Raw genomic sequence first — 16,482 nt, 5'->3', positions numbered from 1 at the left:
GGACTGTTGACCGTCAGCTGCCGGAGGAGTCGTTGACGCGCAGCACGCTCTCCTGCGAGGGGAGCTGGTCCTGCTTCACCAGGCCGACCGGGCAGGTCATGCCGTTGGGACCGTGGTTGCAGTAGCCGCCGGGGTTCTTGTCGAGGTACTGCTGGTGGTAGTCCTCGGCGTACCAGAACGGGCCGGCGTCCTCGGCCGACCGCAGCTCGGTGGTGATGGTGTCGTAGCCGTGGTCGGTCAGGACCTTCTGGAACGCCTCACGGGTCGCCTCGGCGGCGCGCTGCTGCTCGGGGGTGGTCCAGTAGATGGCCGAGCGGTAGGCCGTGCCGATGTCGTTGCCCTGCCGGTTGCCCTGGGTCGGGTCGTGGTTCTCCCAGAACTCCTTGAGCAGCAGCTCGGGGCTCGTCTGCTCAGGGTCGTAGGCCACGAGGACCGCCTCGGTGTGGCCGGTCCGGCCGGTGCAGCTCTCCTCGTAGGTGGGGTTCGGCGTGAACCCGCCCATGTAGCCGGCAGCGGTCGTGACGACGCCGGGCTGGCGCCAGAAGATGCGCTCGGCGCCCCAGAAGCAGCCCATGCCGATGTAGAGCACCTCGGTGCCGTCCGGCCACGGGCCCTCGAGCGGGGTCTTCAGGACGGTATGGGTGCCGTCGAGGTGGAACGGGCGCGTCGAGCGGCCGGCGAGGGCCTCCTCGGCGGTGGGCAGCGTGGTCTTGGCTCGCGATCCGAATATCACGGTGGCTACAACGCCCGTTCGCGCGCGGCTGTTCCTCGCGGCGCCTGATGACAGCGATGCGCCAGACCCTCGAGCATCACGGTGAACTCGGTGGCCAGGACGGGGATGTCGCGGCAGGCTGTGCCTGTGACCACCGCCGACGACGTCCGGATCCGTACCGTCAGCGGGCTCGACCCCGCGCAGGACGACCTCTTCCGCGCGTGGGCTGCAGTCTTCGAGGCATCGAACCAGCACGCCCTCGGGGACGAGCACTCGAGCTGGGGCGTCGAGGAGCTGCGCGAGCTGGAACGCAGCACCGAGCGGCGGCGTCTCGGCTGGGCGGCCATGGCGGGGGACGTCGTGGCGGGTGCCGTCGCCGTGACCTTCCCGCAGCACGACAACCTGACCGTGGCCGAGATCGGTCTCGCCGTCCACCCCGACCACCGCCGGCGCGGCCTCGGCTCGCGACTGCTGGAGGTGGCCGAGGAGGTCGCTCGTGACGAGGGTCGCTCGGTGTTCGTGGCTGAGACGGAGTGGCTCGCCGACAGTCGCGACGTGGGCGGGGAGGAGTTCGCCTCGCGTCAGGGGTATGCCGCTGCGCAGACCGTGCTGCGCAGCGCCCTCGCGCTGCCGGCGGACCGCGACCGCCTCGAGGCCCTGCTCGCCGCCCCTGGCGCCGACGGCTACACCACCCGGACGTTCTCGGGCGGCATCCCGGAGGACTTGCTGGACGGACGGGCCGAGCTCAGCCGGCGGATGAGCACCGACATCCCACTCGGCGAGCTGCAGCTCGAGGAGGAGGTCTGGGACGCCGCACGGGTGCGGGGAACCTACGACCGGATCGCCGCCATGAACCGGCGGGTGGTCGACACCTTCGCCGTGGAGGAGGCGACCGGTCGCCTGGTCGGCTTCACCCAGGTCCAGGTGGGCGAACCCGCGGACCTGGGGTACCAGCAGGACACCTTGGTGATGAGGGAGCACCGTGGACATGCGCTCGGTCTGAGGCTCAAGGCCGCGAACGCGCTGGCCCTGATGGCCGAGCTCCCGGACGTGACCCGCATCCGCACGTGGAACGCTGAAGACAACCGGCACATGCTCGCGGTGAACCGTGAGCTGGGCTACGCCCCCGACGCGTGGCTGCGCGAGTGGCAGAAGGTCATGCCGTGACAACCGTGGTGACGTCGATCCACATCGCTCCGGGGACGCGGCTGCCGACCAAGTCGGTCGATCACGTCGAGGCGGAGGCCGGGCGGGGACTCGTGGGTGACCGCTACCACGGCAGCCGCCACCGGCACGTGACCGTCCAGGCGCAGCCCGACCTCGACGCCGCGGCGGCCGACCTCGGCGCCCCCGTGCCCGCGGGCTCGACCCGGCGCAACGTGACCATCTCGGCGGGCCCGGTCCCGACGAGGCCCGGGACACGGTTGCGGGTCGGCGACACCCTCCTCGAGGTGGTGCGCCTCGCCGCTCCCTGCCGGCTGATGGACGACCACATCGGGCCCGGCGCGATGCGCGCCCTGCACGCCCGCGGAGGCGCGGTCTTCCGCATCCTCGAGTCGGGCTCCATACGGGTGGGCGACGTCGTCGAGGTCCTCGAGGCCGCCGACACCGCAGGGGAGCCGTCCCCAGGGAGCCGTTAGCCTTGGCGCCATGAGCGAGCAGCAGCACAGCAGCCACACCGACGCGGGCGGTTTCTCCACCCGCGCGATCCACGCGGGCCAGGAGCCGGACGCCGGCACCGGTGCGGTGATCACCCCGATCTACCAGGTGTCGACCTACAAGCAGGACGGCATCGGCGGGTTCCGCGGCGGCTATGAGTACAGCCGCTCGGCCAACCCCACGCGCACCGCGCTCGAGGAGTGCTTCGCCGCGCTCGAGGGTGGCGAGCGCGGGTTCGCCTTCGCCTCCGGCCTCGCCGGTCAGGACACCGTGCTGCGCGCCCTGCTCACGCCAGGCGACCACGTCGTCGTCCCCAACGACGCGTACGGCGGCACCTACCGACTGTTCAACAAGGTGCTCGTGCCGTGGGGGGTCGAGCACTCGATCGCACCGATGGGCGACCTCGACGCCGTCCGCGCAGCGATCCGCCCCGGCCAGACCAAGCTCGTCTGGGTCGAGACCCCGACCAACCCGATGCTGGGCATCGCCGACATCGCGGCCCTCGCCGAGGTCGCCCACGCCGCCGGCGCGCTGCTCGTCGTCGACAACACCTTCGCCTCGCCCTACCTCCAGCAGCCGCTGTCGCTCGGCGCCGACATCGTCACGCACTCGACGACGAAGTACTGCGGTGGCCACTCCGACGTCGTCGGTGGCGCAGTCGTCGTGGGCCGCGACATCACGGTGAAGGGGTATGAGGACGCCGTGGATCGCGTTGCGTTCCACCAGAACTCGCTCGGCGCCGTGGCCGGCCCGTTCGACGCGTGGCTGGTGCTGCGCGGGCTCAAGACCTTGGCGCTGCGCATGGAGAAGCACAGCGACAACGCCGAGCGCGTCGTCGATTTCCTCCTCGGTCACCCGGCCGTGAGCGCCGTGCACTACCCCGGTCTGGAGAGCCACCCCGGCCACGAGGTCGCGGCCCGGCAGATGAAGCGGTTCGGCGGGATGATCTCGTTCCAGGTCCGCGGCGGCGAGGACGTCGCCGTCAAGGTCTGCGGCGAGACGCAGGTCTGGACCCTCGGCGAGTCCCTCGGCGGCGTCGAGTCGCTCATCGAGCACCCGGCCCGGATGACGCACAGCTCGGTGCGTGGCACGGAGCTCGAGGTGCCGGCCGACCTGATCCGCCTGTCCACCGGCATCGAGGACGTCGAGGACCTCATCGGGGACCTCAAGCAGGCCCTCGACCGGCTCGGCTGAGCGACGGGCGACCCCGTGGCGCAGCTGCTCTGCGTCGACTTCGGCTCGACGTTCACCAAGGCCGCGCTCGTCGACTCCTCGGGCGAGGTGGTCGCCACCGCGGCCACGCCGACGACGATCGGCACCGACGTCCTCGACGGCTACCGCCTGCTGCGTGAGCAGCTCGACGTCCACGGTGTGGTCGACGAGGTGCTCGCCTGCTCCAGTGCGGGTGGGGGCCTGCGGCTCACGGTGGTGGGGTACGAGCGAGAGGTGACCGCCCAGGCGGGCTACCGCGTCGGACTCAGCGCCGGCGCCCGCGTCTCCCACCTCGTCGCCGGACCCATGTCGGGCGCGGACCTCGCGGAGCTGCGGGCCACTCGACCCGACCTCGTGCTGCTGGTCGGTGGAACCGACGGCGGCAACGCAGAAGTGTTGCTGCACAACGCATCTCGTATGGCGCGTGCTCGCCTCGGTGCGCCCGTGGTCGTCGCGGGCAACCGCGAGGCCCAGGCGGAGGTCGCCGAGGCGCTGGAGTCGACCGGCCGCCGGTTCACCCTCGCCGACAACGTGCTGCCCTCGATCGGGGTCATCGCACCGGAGTCGGCCCGGGCCGCGATCCGGGCCGCGTTCCTCGAGCACGTCATCGGCGGCAAGGGGCTGTCGCGCGGTCCCGAGTTCGCGGCGATGGTGCAGGCGCCCACTCCTGACGCGGTGCTCGACGGGGTGGAGGTGCTCGCCGAGCAGCTCGACGGCGACGTGATGGTCGTCGACGTGGGCGGTGCGACGACCGACGTCTACTCCGCCCTGCGCCCGCAGGGCGAGGACGCCGGCCTGGCCAAGGACGTGGTGGCGCCGCTGTGGCAGTCGCGGACCGTCGAGGCCGACCTCGGCATGCGGTGGAACGCCGTGGGGGTCGTCGAGGCAGCAGCCCGCGAGCACGTCGACGTCCCCGAGGGCCTCGAGGCATATGCCGCGAGGGTCGCCGCCGACCCGGCGCACCTGCCCGTCGACGCCGTCGAGCGTGGCCACGACCTCGCCCTGGCCCGGGCCGCGGCCCTCGTCGCCGTCCGCCGCCACGCCCGGCCCTCGGGTCCCGGTGCGAGCGCCAGGCCCCTGGCCGACGTCGCGGTCGTCGTCGGGTCGGGCGGGGTGCTGCGGCACGCGGACGAGGACGGGCGGGCCCACGTGCTGGGAGCCGTCGCCACCGACCACGCCGGGGGCTGGAAGGTGCCGCGGGCCGCTGCGGTGGTGACGGACGCGGCATACCTGCTCTTCGCAGTCGGGCTGCTTCGCAGCAGCCACCCCGACACCGCGCGGGCGCTGGCCCGCGCCGTGGTGGGGGAGCACGGTCGGCATCCGTCCGAGGTGGCCGCGCCCGGGCGATAGCCTGCCGCCATGGCATCACCGTTGCTGTCCGTCTCCCTCGACGACGTCCACGCTGCGCAGGACCTGCTCAGCGGTGTCGTCCGTCCCACCCCGCTGGAGTACAGCCGCGCGCTGTCGGACCGCGTCGGCTCCGAGGTCTACCTCAAGTGCGAGAACCTCCAGCGCGCCGGGTCGTTCAAGATCCGCGGCGCCTACACCCGTATGGCGCGGCTGAGCGACGAGGAGAAGGCCCGCGGCGTCGTGGCCGCCAGTGCCGGCAACCACGCCCAGGGCGTGGCGCTCGCCGGCCAGCTGCTCGGCATCGACGTCAAGGTCTACATGCCGCACGGGGCGCCCATGCCCAAGCTCATCGCGACCCAGGCCTACGGCGCGACCATCGAGCAGGTCGGCACCACCATCGACGAGTGCCTGGTGCAGGCCCGCGCGTGGGAGGCCGAGACCGGGGCGGTCCTCATCCACCCGTTCGACCACCACGACATCGTCGCGGGCCAGGGCACCGCGGGCCTGGAGATCCTCGACCAGTGCCCCGACGTGAAGACCATCGTCGTCAGCACCGGCGGGGGTGGGCTGCTCGCCGGGATCTCGGTGGCCGTCAAGGCTGCTCGCCCGGACGTGCGCATCATCGGGGTCCAGGCCGAGCAGGCCGCGGCATACCCGTTGTCGTTGGCGGCCGGGAAGCCCGTCGCGTTCGAGAACATGCAGACGATGGCCGACGGCATCGCCGTCGGCATGCCCGGTGACGTGCCCTACGCGCTGGTGCGCGAGCTCGTCGACGGGATGGAGACGGTCACGGAGGAGGAGCTGTCGCGCGCGCTGCTGTTCGTCCTCGAGCGGGCCAAGCTCGTCGTCGAGCCGGCGGGAGCGGCCGCGGTCGCGCACCTGCTCGGACGGGCCGGGCAGCACCTCGACGGACCGGTGGTCGCGGTCCTGTCCGGGGGCAACATCGATCCGATCCTCCTGCTGCGCATCATCCGGCACGGCATGGCCGCCGCCGGGCGCTACCTGCAGTTCCGGGTGCGTGTCTCCGACCGCCCGGGCCACCTCGCCCGGCTGCTCGCGGACTGCGCCGCGGTCGACGCCAACGTCCTGGAGGTCGAGCACATCCGCACCGGCACGACGATCACCGTCGACGAGGTGGAGATCGGGTTGCAGCTCGAGACCCGCGGCCAGCAGCACTGCGAAGAGGTGCTGCGCACCCTGCGCGGCAAGGGCTACCAGCTCAAGTTCGGCTGACCGGTCCCACCGCGCCACCACGGGCGGCACGACGAAGGGCCGCACCCGGTGGGGTGCGGCCCTTCGTCGACGTACGGGGGTGAGGATCAGGGCACGTGCGGCTTGGCGCCCTTGATGGTGACCTCGATCTTCTTGCCGTTGGGCGCCGAGTACGTCGCCTTGGCGCCGACCTTCTTGCCGTTGATGGCCGCGCCGAGCGGCGACTTCTCGCTGTAGACCTCGAGGTCGGTGCCCTCGGCGATCTCGCGCGAGCCGAGCAGGAACGTGATGTCGTCGCCGAACATGGCGACGGTGACGACCATGCCGGGCTCGACGATGCCGTCGTCTGCGGGCTTGGTGCCCACGGTGGCGTTGTCGAGCAGCTGGGTCAGCTGGCGGATGCGGGCCTCCATCTTGCCCTGCTCCTCCTTGGCCGCGTGGTAGCCGCCGTTCTCCTTGAGGTCGCCTTCGTCGCGGGCCGCCTCGATCTTCTTGGCGATCTCCGTACGGCCTTCGCCGGAGAGCTGGTCCAGCTCGGCCTTCAGACGGTCGAAGGCCTCCTGGGTCAGGTAGCTCGCGGTGGGGGTCGCGGTCTCGCTCACGGTGTACTCCTTGTTCGGGTTCCCCGGCACGACGCGGTCGCGTCGCCGGAGGAGGGGTGATACGCAAAGAGGTCCGGGCGCCCACACGTGTGCGTGGTCAGGCCCAGACCGCTCGGTGAAGCCACAAGGATACCGCGCGTGCGGCGAGGTGGTCCATTCCCGGACCCACTGGACTCCCGGTGCTGGACACCGTGAGACGCACGATCGCGCTGGTCAGCGGCTTGTCCCGACCGCCGTGCAGGTGTCCGCGACGCCCGTCACCGCGCGCGACGTCGTGCGCACGACGGCCTCTTGGTGCACGGTGCTCTCCGGGGAGGCGGGGATCTGGACGTCGAGGACCCCGACGACGCCGAACGTGGTGTCCAGGGCCTTGAGGTGGCAGGTGACCGCCTGGTCCGCCGGGCGGTGGACGTCGAACTCGACCTTGACGCTGCGCTGGTCCACGACGTGGTAGCCCGTATTGGTCACGGTGATCTGGCCGAGGCTGTTGGCCAGCCCGAGCCACACGGCCAGGGCGACGCCGATGGTGCACCCGATCGTGCCGATCACCCACCATCGGCCGGTGCCGGGGGCGGGGCGGGGGAGCGGCATGGCGGGCCTTCCACGGGTGAGAGGATGTCGGACGGACGCGGAGTCGACCGACTCGCGGTCCCATTGTCTTCGATGGACGAGTGAGGTTGTGCAGGTGGCTGACCGGTTGCGGCTCATGGCGGTGCACGCGCACCCCGACGACGAGTCGAGCAAGGGCGCGGCGACGATGGCCAAGTACGTCGCCGAGGGCGTCGACGTGCTGGTGGTGTCGTGCACGGGCGGGGAGCGCGGGGACGTGCTCAACCCCAACCTCAAGGACGACGCGCACATCCTGCGCGACCTCGCCCAGGTGAGGCGCGACGAGATGAAGCGGGCCCAGGAGATCCTCGGCGTCCAGCACACGTGGCTGGGCTTCGTCGACTCCGGGCTGCCCGAGGGTGACCCGCTGCCCCCGCTGCCCGAGGGCTGCTTCGCCCTAGAGCCGATCGAGGTCACCACGGAGGCGCTGGTTCGGGAGATCCGCCGCTACCGCCCGCACGTCGTCACGACGTACGACGAGAACGGTGGTTACCCGCACCCCGACCACATCATGACCCACACCGTCTCGATGGCGGCTTTCCTCGCCGCCGGCGACGCGACGGCATACCCGCACGCGGGTGACCCGTGGCAGCCGCTGAAGCTGTACTACAACCAGGGCTTCTCCAAGGCGCGGATCATCGCCTTCCACGAGGCCCTCACGGCCCTCGGCGAGGAGAGCCCGTATGCCGAGTGGCTGGAGCGCTGGGAGGACCGCCCCGAGCGCGTGGTGACCACGCGCATCCCGTGCTCGGACTACTTCGACGTGCGCGACCAGGCGCTGCTCGCGCACGCCACCCAGATCGACCCGGACGGCACGTGGTTCAAGGTGCCGCGCGAGGTGCAGGCGAAGGTGTGGCCGACCGAGGAGTACGAGGCGGCGCTGTCCTACCTGCCCATCGCCGAGGGCGAGGACGACCTGTTCGCCGGCATCCCCGATGCGGCAGCGGGCGACGCGCTCGCCACGAAGGACGGTCTCGAGATCGTGTACGACGGACGCAAGGAGTCGACGCTGTGAACGGCGCCCCGTCCACGCTGGTCTCACCCGGCCTCTGGGGGTTCTTCGCGTTCTTCCTGCTCGGGCTTGCGCTCTACCTGCTCATGCGCAACATGAACGCGCGGATGCGCCGGATGTCCTACCGCTCCGAGGAGCTGGCCCGAGAGGCCGAGCAGGAGCGAGCCGCCAGCCGGCCCGACTCCGAGCCCGGACGTGCGAACGGCCCGACCTCGGGGGAATCCCCGGAGACCGAGCCGCCGCAGGCGTCCGGTGGTCAGACCGAGGAGCCCAACCGGTAGATCGTCAGTGTCGCGGCGATGTAGTGGACGGCGAACGCCGCCACGGTCAGCGCGTGGAAGATCTCGTGGAATCCGAACCATCGCGGTGAGGGGTTCGGTCGCTTGATGCCGTAGACGACGGCGCCCGTGGTGTAGAGCAGCCCGCCCACGGCGATGAGGGTGACGATGACCGGGCCGCCGAACTTCAGCAGCGGGCCGAGGTAGAACACCGCCACCCAGCCGAGGGCGACGTAGACCGGCGTGTAGAGCCACCGCGGGGCGCCGACCCAGAACACCCGGAACAGCACGCCGGCGAGCGCGCCGATCCACACGATGAGCAGCATCGTCCGGGCCTGCTCGCGGGGCAGGAGCAGCGCGAACGGCGTGTAGGTGCCGGCGATGATGAGGAAGATGTTGGAGTGGTCCATCCGCTTGAGCACACCGGCCACGCGGGGTGACCAGTTGCCTCGGTGGTAGACCGCAGAGGTGCCGAACAGCAGCCAGGCCGAGATCGAGAAGACCACGGCGGCGATGCGGCCGGGGGTGGTCGGGGCCAGGGCGATGAGCACGATGCCGGCGGCGACCGCCAGAGGGACCATGCCCGCATGCAGCCAGCCTCGCAGGTGCGGCTTGACCGCAGCGACGACCGACTCGACAGGTCCCGGCTCTGAGCGGGGGGCGGGTGCCGTTGTCATGCGCTGCATCCTAACCTACGGTTGCGTAGGTTACTAAGTCGTAAGTTGTGGTGTGGGCCTCACCAGCAGCGTCTGGGCGCTGTGGCCGACGAAGCCGTGCTCGTCGAAGACGTCCGCCCTGGCGAGCCCCACTGCGCCGCCGGCGATGGTCGTGGCTGCACGGACTCCCACCCAGGCGCTGGCCGGCTCGCGGACGAGGTGCGCGGTGAGCTCGGTGTTCATGAACTGCCACCGGTCGATGGAGAGGGCGGCACTGGCACCCGAGGCGGAGTCGACACAGACCAGCAGGCGCTGCAGCGGCGACAGCTCCTCGCCGGGGACCAGCCCCATGCGTGGTCGCATCCACACGGTCGCCGGACCGGGCTCCGCGAGCGAGCCCTCCACCCAGCGCCAGTCGATGGCGTCGAGGTAGCCGCGGTGCCAGCCCGGTGGGATGGGGTGCACCCCACCGGTCTCCGGTCCGGGAGGGGGCACCGGCTCAGCGGTTCGCGGGCCGTCCTCGGACCGGGGCAGCAGCCACAGGGCCGCTCGGGCCACGTCACGTCCGCTGGCCAGGTCGGTCAGGAGGACCTCGACGAGCTCGACCGAGCGTCCGGGACGGACCACCTCGGCGCTCACGCGCAGCAGTCCCACCGGCACCGGGCCGAGCAGGTCGCAGGTGACCCGGGCGACCATGCGGTCGCCGTCACCCAGACGGGTCGCCTCACGGGCCATGAGCGCCATCGGCGGCCCCCCGTGCTGGGCCTCGGTGGACCAGGGGCCGGCGGTGTGCCGGCTCGAGGTCACCGTGCTGCTGGTCGCGGTGCTCTCCTCGAGGCGGTAGAACGAGTCGGGGTCGGGGGTTCCCTCGGGCGACGACATGATCGGCATCCTGCCCCACCCGGCCGGGGCGACGGGGGTAGCGTGGTTCGTTGCACGGACATCCGTCCTGCAGCCCTGCGAAGGAGCGACCGTGGCGTTGTCCGACCTCCTGTACGCCGCATACGAGCGGCGGCTCAGCCGTCGGCTGCAGCGTGAGGCGCTCCCGCGACACGTCGGTGTGATGCTCGACGGCAACCGGCGCTGGGCCAAGGCCCGGGGGCACGGGACCAAGGAGGGCCACCAGGCAGGCGCCGACAACATCGCGAACTTCCTCGACTGGTGCGAGGAGGCGCGGGTCGAGGTCGTGACGCTGTGGCTGCTCTCGACCGACAACCTCAGCCGTCCCGCCGCCGAGGTCGTGCCGCTGCTGTCCATCATCGAGAACACCGTGTCCGACCTCGCCGAGACGAAGCGGTGGCGGCTCAACCCGGTCGGGTCCCTGGACCTCCTGCCGGCCGAGACGGCGCGGCGCCTCAAGGAGAGCGCGGACGCCACCGAGGACGTGGACGGCATGACCGTCAACGTCGCCGTCGGCTACGGCGGACGCCAGGAGATCACCGACGCCGTCCGCTCCATGCTGGTCTCGCACGCCGCGAGCGGGACGACGATCGAGGAGCTCGCCGAGACCCTGCAGGTCGAGCACATCGCCGAGCACCTCTACACCAAGGGCCAGCCCGACCCCGACCTCGTCATCCGCACCTCCGGCGAGCAGCGGCTGTCGGGCTTCCTGCTGTGGCAGAGCGCCCACAGCGAGTTCTACTTCTGTGAGGCCTACTGGCCCGACTTCAGGCACGTCGACTTCCTGCGTGCCCTGCGCGCCTACTCCGAGCGCAACCGCCGCTTCGGCGGCTGAGCCGCCCTGCCGCGCTCGCGCCATACCTGGTCCATGGGCTGGACGGGCCCGCGCCCGAGCTGGTCCGGACCAGTGGAGGGGGACGCCCTCGGACCAACGGGTTAACTCTGTGTGACACGCCGCGAGCCTGATATCTCCCCGGGCGGGGGAGTCGTACCGTCGGCAGGGACGCGGAGCACCCGTTCCACGTTCGGGGAGGCCAACCTATGGAGCAGATCCAGCTCCGGGCGGAGGGCCGGAACCGGCCCCACCGTGGTGGGTTGGCCTGGTCCCGGCACCTCGTTCGCGAGTAGGCGCACCGCGCCGAAGCGCGCGCTGTGCCAAGGAGAGACATGGCCTCGAACCACGACACCACCCGTCGCACCTCGTCCAGCTCGTCGTCCCGGACCTTCGTGCTCGACACGTCCGTCCTCCTGTCCGACCCGAAGGCCATGCTCCGGTTCAAGGAGCACGAGGTGGTCCTGCCCGTCGTGGTCGTCACCGAGCTCGAGGCCAAGCGCCACCACCCGGAGCTCGGCTACTTCGCCCGCCAGGCGCTGCGCCTGCTCGACGACATGCGGGTCCGTGAGGGCCGGCTCGACGCCCCGGTCCCGGTCGGTGACGACGGTGGCACCCTGCGGGTCGAGCTCAACCACACCGACCCGAGCTCGCTGCCCGCCGGCTTCCGGCTCGGCGACAACGACACGCGCATCCTCGCCGTCGCCAAGAACCTGTCCAACGAGGGTTTCGACATCACCGTCGTGAGCAAGGACCTGCCCATGCGGGTCAAGGCCTCGGCGGTGGGTATGGCGGCGGAGGAGTACCAGGCCGAGCTCGCCGTGGACTCCGGCTGGACGGGGATGGCCGAGCTCGACGTCACCGTGGAGGAGATGGATGCGCTCTACGAGCACGGACGGATCGAGCACGCCGTCGCCGCCGAGATGCCCTGCCACACCGGGGTCGTCCTGCTCTCGCCGCGGGGAAGCGGTCTGGGGCGGGTCGGCGCCGACAAGCAGGTGCGACTGGTGCGCGGTGACCGTGACGCGTTCGGGCTGCACGGCCGCAGCGCCGAGCAGCGCATCGCCCTCGACCTGCTGCTCGACCCCGACGTGGGGATCCTGTCCCTCGGTGGCCGGGCCGGCACCGGCAAGTCCGCGCTGGCCCTGTGCGCCGGGTTGGAGGCGGTCATGGAGCGTCGCCAGCAGCGCAAGGTCGTCGTCTTTCGCCCGCTCTACGCCGTCGGTGGCCAGGAGCTCGGCTACCTGCCCGGCAGCGAGCAGGAGAAGATGGGGCCCTGGGGTCAGGCCGTGTTCGACACCCTCGGCGCGCTCGTGTCCCACGAGGTGGTCGAGGAGATCATGGACCGGGGGATGCTCGAGGTCCTGCCGCTCACCCACATCCGGGGGCGCTCGCTGCACGACGCGTTCGTCATCGTCGACGAGGCGCAGAGCCTGGAGCGCAACGTGCTCCTCACGGTGCTGTCCCGCATCGGGCAGAACTCCCGCGTCGTCCTCACCCACGACGTCGCCCAGCGCGACAACCTGCGCGTCGGCCGCCACGACGGGGTCGCCGCGGTCATCGAGGCCCTGAAGGGTCACCCCTTGTTCGCCCACGTCACCCTGACCCGCAGCGAGCGCAGCCCGATCGCGGCACTGGTGACCGACCTGCTCGAGGGCCTCGAGGTCTGAGGCCTCGACGTCTGAGGCCCCGCAGCCCTGACGACGCCCGGCCAGACGACGCCCGGCCCCGCGACGGAAACTGATCACAGTGACCGCCGGCGGTGGTCGGGCGTCGTCGAGTGCCGCGCCAACTGCTCACAGTGACCAGCGGGTGGTGGGAGATGGTCCGTATGGCGCGCGCAGCTGGTCACGGTGCGCACCATGATCGGGACCTTCGACCCTTGCCTGCTGTGGGGTCATTCACTCGACGGTGGGCGACGACTCGGACGAACGGCTCATATGGAGTCACAGCCGTCCCGAGAGCCACTCTGGTCACAATGGGGGGAGGTCGCGATTTCAGGACCTTGGTCCCTGTCGGGTAAGGTCTCGGTTTCATAACGCGCTGGTGTTGAAGGCAGGGTCCGGCGCATCCCCCCGGCACCAACGAAGCCACCACGTCCCTGGTGGCTTTTTTCTTGGAGGCATCTGTATGAGCACGCCCTACCACGGTCGTCACCGCAACGCGGCGACCCACGGCAGGAAACCCTCTCGCTCCTCGGGACTCACCCGTTCCCTGCGCCGCCCCGCCGTGACCTCCAGCCTGCTGCTGGCCGTCGTCGCGACGACCGCCGCCGGCTACCAGGCCACGGACCGGCACCAGACCGGCGCCGCGGCCTTCACCGTGAGCACCGAGGCCGTGGCCCAGGCGAACGAGCTGTCCGACGCGCAGATCGAGGACACCGCCCGCCTGGCCACCGACCGCAACGACACCAACGCCAGCATCGCCGCGGTCCAGGAGAAGGACCGCCAGAAGACCGTCGCCGCGGCCAAGGTGGCCGCCCAGGCCCGCCGTGAGGCCGCGCAGACAGCGGCCCGTGACAAGGCGCGCCGGGCCCTGGTGGCCAAGAAGCAGGCGCTGGTCGCCAACGCCCAGCAGGACCCGCGCGCTGCGGCCCGGGCGATGCTCGGCGACTTCGGCTTCGACCAGAGCCAGTGGAGCTGCCTGGACAACCTCTGGATGGGCGAGAGCGGCTGGAAGCACACCGCCGCCAACTCCTCCTCGGGCGCATACGGCATCCCGCAGTCGCTGCCCGGCTCGAAGATGGCTTCGGTCGGCGCCGACTGGCAGACCAACCCGGTCACCCAGATCCGGTGGGGCCTGCAGTACATCAAGTCCTCGTACGGCACCCCCTGCAACGCCTGGAACACCTGGCAGTCCCGGTCCCCGCACTGGTACTGAGCCACCACTGACACGCAGAACGCCGCCCCGGTCCACCCGGGGCGGCGTTTCGCGTGGTTCGGCAGGACAGGGGTATGGGGCGCGCTAGCGGGGTGGGCGGGTCATCGCCAGCACGTCGAGCGCCTCGTCGAGCTGGGCCTCCGTGAGCTCGCCGCGCTCGACGTGGCCGCGCTCGATGACGACCTCGCGGATGGGGCGCCGCTGCTTGATCGACTGCTTGGCAACCGCGGCGGCGGCCTCGTAGCCGATGAAGCGGTTCAGCGGCGTCACGATCGAGGGTGAGCCCTCGGCGAGCTCGCGGGCGCGCTCCCGGTCGGCCTCGATGCCGTCGACGCACCGGTCGGCGAGCAGCCGGGTCGTGGTCGCGAGCAGCGTCGTGGACTCGAGGATCGTCTGCGCCATGAGCGGCAGCATGACGTTGAGCTCGAACGCCCCGGAGGCCCCGGCGAGGGTGATGGTCGTGTCGTTGCCGATGACCCGGGCGCAGGCCATCAGGGTCGCCTCGGGAAGGACCGGGTTGACCTTGCCCGGCATGATGCTCGAGCCCGGCTGGAGGTCGGGCAGGTGGATCTCGCCGAGCCCGCTGCGGGGGCCCGAGGACATCCAGCGCAGGTCGTTGCAGATCTTGGTCAGGCTGACGGCGACGACCTTGAGCGCTCCGCTGAGCTCGACCACGGCGTCCTGGGCGGACTGCGCCTCGAAGTGGTCGGCCGCCTCGCGGAACTCGATGCCGGTGCGCTCACTGACCCGGGCGATGACGGCGGCGGCGAAGCCGGGTGCCGCGTTGAGCCCCGTGCCGGCCGCGGTGCCGCCCAGGGGCAGCTCGGCGGTCGCCCGGGCCGCGACGAGGACGCGCTCGGCGCCGAGCTCGAGCTGGCGCGCGTACCCACCGAACTCCTGTCCCAACGTCACGGGGACCGCATCCATCAGGTGGGTGCGCCCCGCCTTGACCACGTCGGAGAACTCGCCCTCCTTGGCCCGCAGCGCGCGGGCCAGGTGGACCAGGGCCGGAGCCACCTCCTGGTGGACGGCGAGGGTGGCGGCGATGCGCAGCGCGCTGGGGAAGGTGTCGTTGCTCGACTGGCCGGCGTTGACGTGGTCGTTCGGGTGGACCGCGGCGCCGGTCGCCAGGTGCGCGAGGCGAGCCAGGACCTCGTTGACGTTCATGTTGGTCGAGGTGCCCGACCCGGTCTGGAAGACGTCGACGGGGAACTGGTCGTCGTGGCGACCGTCGGCCACCGCCTCGGCCGCCTCGGCGATCGCGGTCGCCAGGTCCCGGTCGAGCACGCCGAGGTCGGCGTTGACCGTGGCGGCTGCGCCCTTGAGCAGGGCGAGGGCGTGCACCACGCCGGGCGGGACGGGCCGACCCGAGATGGGGAAGTTCTCGACCGCGCGAGCGGTCTGCGCCCCCCACAGGGCGTCCGCCGGCACCTCGACGTCCCCCATCGAGTCGTGCTCGGTGCGGGTGGCGGGCGAAGCGGTGGCGGGCGAGGCGGTGGTGGGCGGGGTCGGGTCGGAAGCGGGCTCCATACCCGTCATTCTGCGCTCTACAGCTTGCGGAGGCGGATCCGGCGCACGTCGTGGTCCCTGCCCTTGGACAGCACGAGGGTGGCGCGGCTTCGGGTGGGGAGCACGTTCTCGCGCAGGTTGACCTCGTTGATGTCGGCCCAGATCTGGGTGGCGCGCTCGCGGGCCTGCTCGTCGGTGAGCTCGGCGTACCGGTGGAAGTAGGAGTCCGGGTCCGCGAAGGCGGTCTCGCGCAGGCGCAGGAAACGCTCGACGTACCAGTGCCGGATGTCCTCGAGGTGGGCGTCGACGTAGACGGAGAAGTCGAAGAAGTCGCTCACCGCCATGCCGGTGCGGCCGTCGGCCTGCAGGCGCGGTGCCTGCAGGACGTTGAGGCCCTCGACGATGAGGACGTCGGGCTGGTGCACCACCACACGTTCGCCGGGGACGATGTCGTACGTCAGGTGCGAGTAGACCGGCGCCGACACCTCTGCCTTGCCGGCCTTCACCTCGGCGACGAACCGCAGCAGCGCGCGTCGGTCGTAGGACTCGGGGAATCCCTTGCGCTGCAACAAGCCTCGACGTTCGAGCTCTGCGTTGGGGAACAGGAACCCGTCGGTGGTGAGCAGCTCGACGCGGGGGGTGCCGGGCCACCGGGAGAGCAGCTCCTTGAGCAGGCGGGCGGTCGTGGACTTCCCGACCGCGACCGAACCGGCCACGCCGATGACGAACGGTGCCTTGGCGGGGCGCTCGCCGAGGAAGTCGCTGGTGATGCGGTGCAGTCCCGCCATGGCGCCGACGTAGAAGTTGAGCAGGCGCGACAACGGCAGGTAGACCTCCTCGACCTCGGCCAGGTCGATGCGCTCGCCGAGGCCCTGCAGCCGGGCGACGTCAGCGGCGTCCAGGTCGAGCGTCTGGTTCTCCCGGAGCCGGGCCCACGCGGCCCGGTCGAGCTCGACGTACGGCGACGGGAGGGCGCCATGGCCTCCGGCGGGATGGGTCACGCGCGCCATTGTTGCCCACAGCCCCTCCGGCGTGGCGCACCCGCCGTCCACGGCGCGG

General features: G+C 71.4%; 17 protein-coding genes. 10 read left to right on the top strand and 7 right to left on the bottom strand.

Annotated features, from left to right (window positions below):
- Positions 1 to 13: 13 nt before the first annotated feature.
- The gene (msrA, locus tag ABEG17_RS04730) at positions 14 to 730 is read right to left on the bottom strand and encodes a peptide-methionine (S)-S-oxide reductase MsrA (protein WP_406833133.1); all 717 of its coding nucleotides are present in this window, start codon (positions 728 to 730) and stop codon (positions 14 to 16) included.
- Between the two features lie 129 nt (positions 731 to 859).
- Between msrA and ABEG17_RS04725 the strand changes: the two genes are divergently transcribed.
- Genes ABEG17_RS04725 through ilvA form a run of 5 tightly spaced genes read left to right on the top strand, consistent with a single transcriptional unit; the run spans position 860 to position 6,166 of the window.
- Positions 860 to 1,879 (top strand): GNAT family N-acetyltransferase, encoded by a 1,020-nt coding sequence (locus tag ABEG17_RS04725; RefSeq protein WP_406832131.1) that lies wholly within the window; start codon positions 860 to 862, stop codon positions 1,877 to 1,879.
- Positions 1,876 to 2,352: an MOSC domain-containing protein gene (locus ABEG17_RS04720; protein ID WP_406832130.1), complete on the top strand. Its 477-nt coding sequence runs from the start codon at positions 1,876 to 1,878 to the stop codon at positions 2,350 to 2,352. Before ABEG17_RS04725 ends, ABEG17_RS04720 begins: the two co-directional genes overlap by 4 nt.
- Before the next feature lie 10 nt (positions 2,353 to 2,362).
- Positions 2,363 to 3,565 (top strand): cystathionine gamma-synthase, encoded by a 1,203-nt coding sequence (locus tag ABEG17_RS04715; protein WP_406832129.1) that lies wholly within the window; start codon positions 2,363 to 2,365, stop codon positions 3,563 to 3,565.
- Positions 3,566 to 3,580: 15 nt separating this feature from the next.
- A complete protein-coding gene (locus tag ABEG17_RS04710) occupies positions 3,581 to 4,933 on the top strand; it encodes a glutamate mutase L (RefSeq protein WP_406832128.1) in 1,353 nt (450 codons plus the stop codon).
- A 9-nt stretch (positions 4,934 to 4,942) separates the two neighbouring features.
- Positions 4,943 to 6,166, top strand: coding sequence for a threonine ammonia-lyase (gene ilvA, locus ABEG17_RS04705; RefSeq protein ID WP_406832127.1), 1,224 nt, complete (start codon positions 4,943 to 4,945; stop codon positions 6,164 to 6,166).
- A gap of 86 nt (positions 6,167 to 6,252) precedes the next feature.
- Here the strand turns inward: ilvA and greA are convergent, their stop codons facing one another.
- Both greA and ABEG17_RS04695 read right to left on the bottom strand, forming a co-directional pair.
- Positions 6,253 to 6,747, bottom strand: coding sequence for a transcription elongation factor GreA (gene greA / locus ABEG17_RS04700; RefSeq protein ID WP_406832126.1), 495 nt, complete (start codon positions 6,745 to 6,747; stop codon positions 6,253 to 6,255).
- A gap of 213 nt (positions 6,748 to 6,960) precedes the next feature.
- Positions 6,961 to 7,338, bottom strand: a complete 378-nt coding sequence (locus ABEG17_RS04695) for a DUF4307 domain-containing protein (protein WP_406832125.1) — start codon at positions 7,336 to 7,338, stop codon at positions 6,961 to 6,963.
- A 94-nt stretch (positions 7,339 to 7,432) separates the two neighbouring features.
- On the opposite strand from ABEG17_RS04695, the gene mca reads away from it, so the two are divergent.
- Positions 7,433 to 8,371: a mycothiol conjugate amidase Mca gene (gene mca, locus ABEG17_RS04690; RefSeq protein WP_406832124.1), complete on the top strand. Its 939-nt coding sequence runs from the start codon at positions 7,433 to 7,435 to the stop codon at positions 8,369 to 8,371.
- Positions 8,368 to 8,649, top strand: a complete 282-nt coding sequence (locus ABEG17_RS04685) for a hypothetical protein (RefSeq protein ID WP_406832123.1) — start codon at positions 8,368 to 8,370, stop codon at positions 8,647 to 8,649. The genes mca and ABEG17_RS04685 overlap by 4 nt, the downstream gene beginning before the upstream one ends.
- On the opposite strand, the gene ABEG17_RS04680 is transcribed toward ABEG17_RS04685, so the two are convergent.
- A complete protein-coding gene (locus ABEG17_RS04680) occupies positions 8,625 to 9,323 on the bottom strand; it encodes a hemolysin III family protein (RefSeq protein WP_406832122.1) in 699 nt (232 codons plus the stop codon). The two genes, ABEG17_RS04685 and ABEG17_RS04680, sit on opposite strands and share 25 nt — an antisense overlap.
- 33 nt (positions 9,324 to 9,356) lie before the next feature.
- A complete protein-coding gene (locus ABEG17_RS04675; RefSeq protein WP_406832121.1) occupies positions 9,357 to 10,184 on the bottom strand; it encodes a thioesterase family protein in 828 nt (275 codons plus the stop codon).
- 91 nt (positions 10,185 to 10,275) lie between these two features.
- Here ABEG17_RS04675 and ABEG17_RS04670 point away from each other — a divergent pair, with 91 nt between their 5' ends.
- The 3 genes from ABEG17_RS04670 (at position 10,276) to ABEG17_RS04660 (ending at position 13,914) form a co-directional block, all read left to right on the top strand.
- The gene (locus ABEG17_RS04670) at positions 10,276 to 11,037 is read left to right on the top strand and encodes an isoprenyl transferase (RefSeq protein WP_406832120.1); all 762 of its coding nucleotides are present in this window, start codon (positions 10,276 to 10,278) and stop codon (positions 11,035 to 11,037) included.
- Between the two features lie 332 nt (positions 11,038 to 11,369).
- Positions 11,370 to 12,704, top strand: a complete 1,335-nt coding sequence (locus ABEG17_RS04665; protein WP_406832119.1) for a PhoH family protein — start codon at positions 11,370 to 11,372, stop codon at positions 12,702 to 12,704.
- A 559-nt stretch (positions 12,705 to 13,263) separates the two neighbouring features.
- Positions 13,264 to 13,914, top strand: a complete 651-nt coding sequence (locus tag ABEG17_RS04660; RefSeq protein ID WP_406832118.1) for a hypothetical protein — start codon at positions 13,264 to 13,266, stop codon at positions 13,912 to 13,914.
- 84 nt (positions 13,915 to 13,998) lie between these two features.
- Here the strand turns inward: ABEG17_RS04660 and ABEG17_RS04655 are convergent, their stop codons facing one another.
- Together ABEG17_RS04655 and coaA are read right to left on the bottom strand one after the other, a co-directional pair.
- Positions 13,999 to 15,444: a class II fumarate hydratase gene (locus ABEG17_RS04655; protein WP_406832117.1), complete on the bottom strand. Its 1,446-nt coding sequence runs from the start codon at positions 15,442 to 15,444 to the stop codon at positions 13,999 to 14,001.
- Positions 15,445 to 15,461: 17 nt separating this feature from the next.
- A complete protein-coding gene (coaA, locus tag ABEG17_RS04650; protein ID WP_406833132.1) occupies positions 15,462 to 16,433 on the bottom strand; it encodes a type I pantothenate kinase in 972 nt (323 codons plus the stop codon).
- Between the last annotated feature and the right edge of the window lie 49 nt (positions 16,434 to 16,482).

It is taken from the genome of Pedococcus sp. KACC 23699 (genome assembly GCF_045348425.1).
GTDB lineage: Bacteria > Actinomycetota > Actinomycetes > Actinomycetales > Dermatophilaceae > Pedococcus.
The sequence above is the reverse complement of the archived record's forward strand: the minus strand, read 5'-3'. Positions and strand labels throughout refer to the sequence as shown.

What these genes read in the sequence shown, in the direction of transcription:
- ABEG17_RS04715 (WP_406832129.1), top strand. Translation starts at nt 2,363, where the DNA reads ATGAGCGAGCAGCAGCACAGCAGCCACACCGACGCGGGCGGTTTCTCC.
- ilvA (WP_406832127.1), top strand. Translation starts at nt 4,943, where the DNA reads ATGGCATCACCGTTGCTGTCCGTCTCCCTCGACGACGTCCACGCTGCG.
- ABEG17_RS04695 (WP_406832125.1), bottom strand. Translation starts at nt 7,338, where the DNA reads ATGCCGCTCCCCCGCCCCGCCCCCGGCACCGGCCGATGGTGGGTGATC.
- ABEG17_RS04680 (WP_406832122.1), bottom strand. Translation starts at nt 9,323, where the DNA reads ATGACAACGGCACCCGCCCCCCGCTCAGAGCCGGGACCTGTCGAGTCG.
- ABEG17_RS04675 (WP_406832121.1), bottom strand. Translation starts at nt 10,184, where the DNA reads ATGTCGTCGCCCGAGGGAACCCCCGACCCCGACTCGTTCTACCGCCTC.
- ABEG17_RS04665 (WP_406832119.1), top strand. Translation starts at nt 11,370, where the DNA reads ATGGCCTCGAACCACGACACCACCCGTCGCACCTCGTCCAGCTCGTCG.
- ABEG17_RS04655 (WP_406832117.1), bottom strand. Translation starts at nt 15,444, where the DNA reads ATGGAGCCCGCTTCCGACCCGACCCCGCCCACCACCGCCTCGCCCGCC.
- coaA (WP_406833132.1), bottom strand. Translation starts at nt 16,433, where the DNA reads ATGGCGCGCGTGACCCATCCCGCCGGAGGCCATGGCGCCCTCCCGTCG.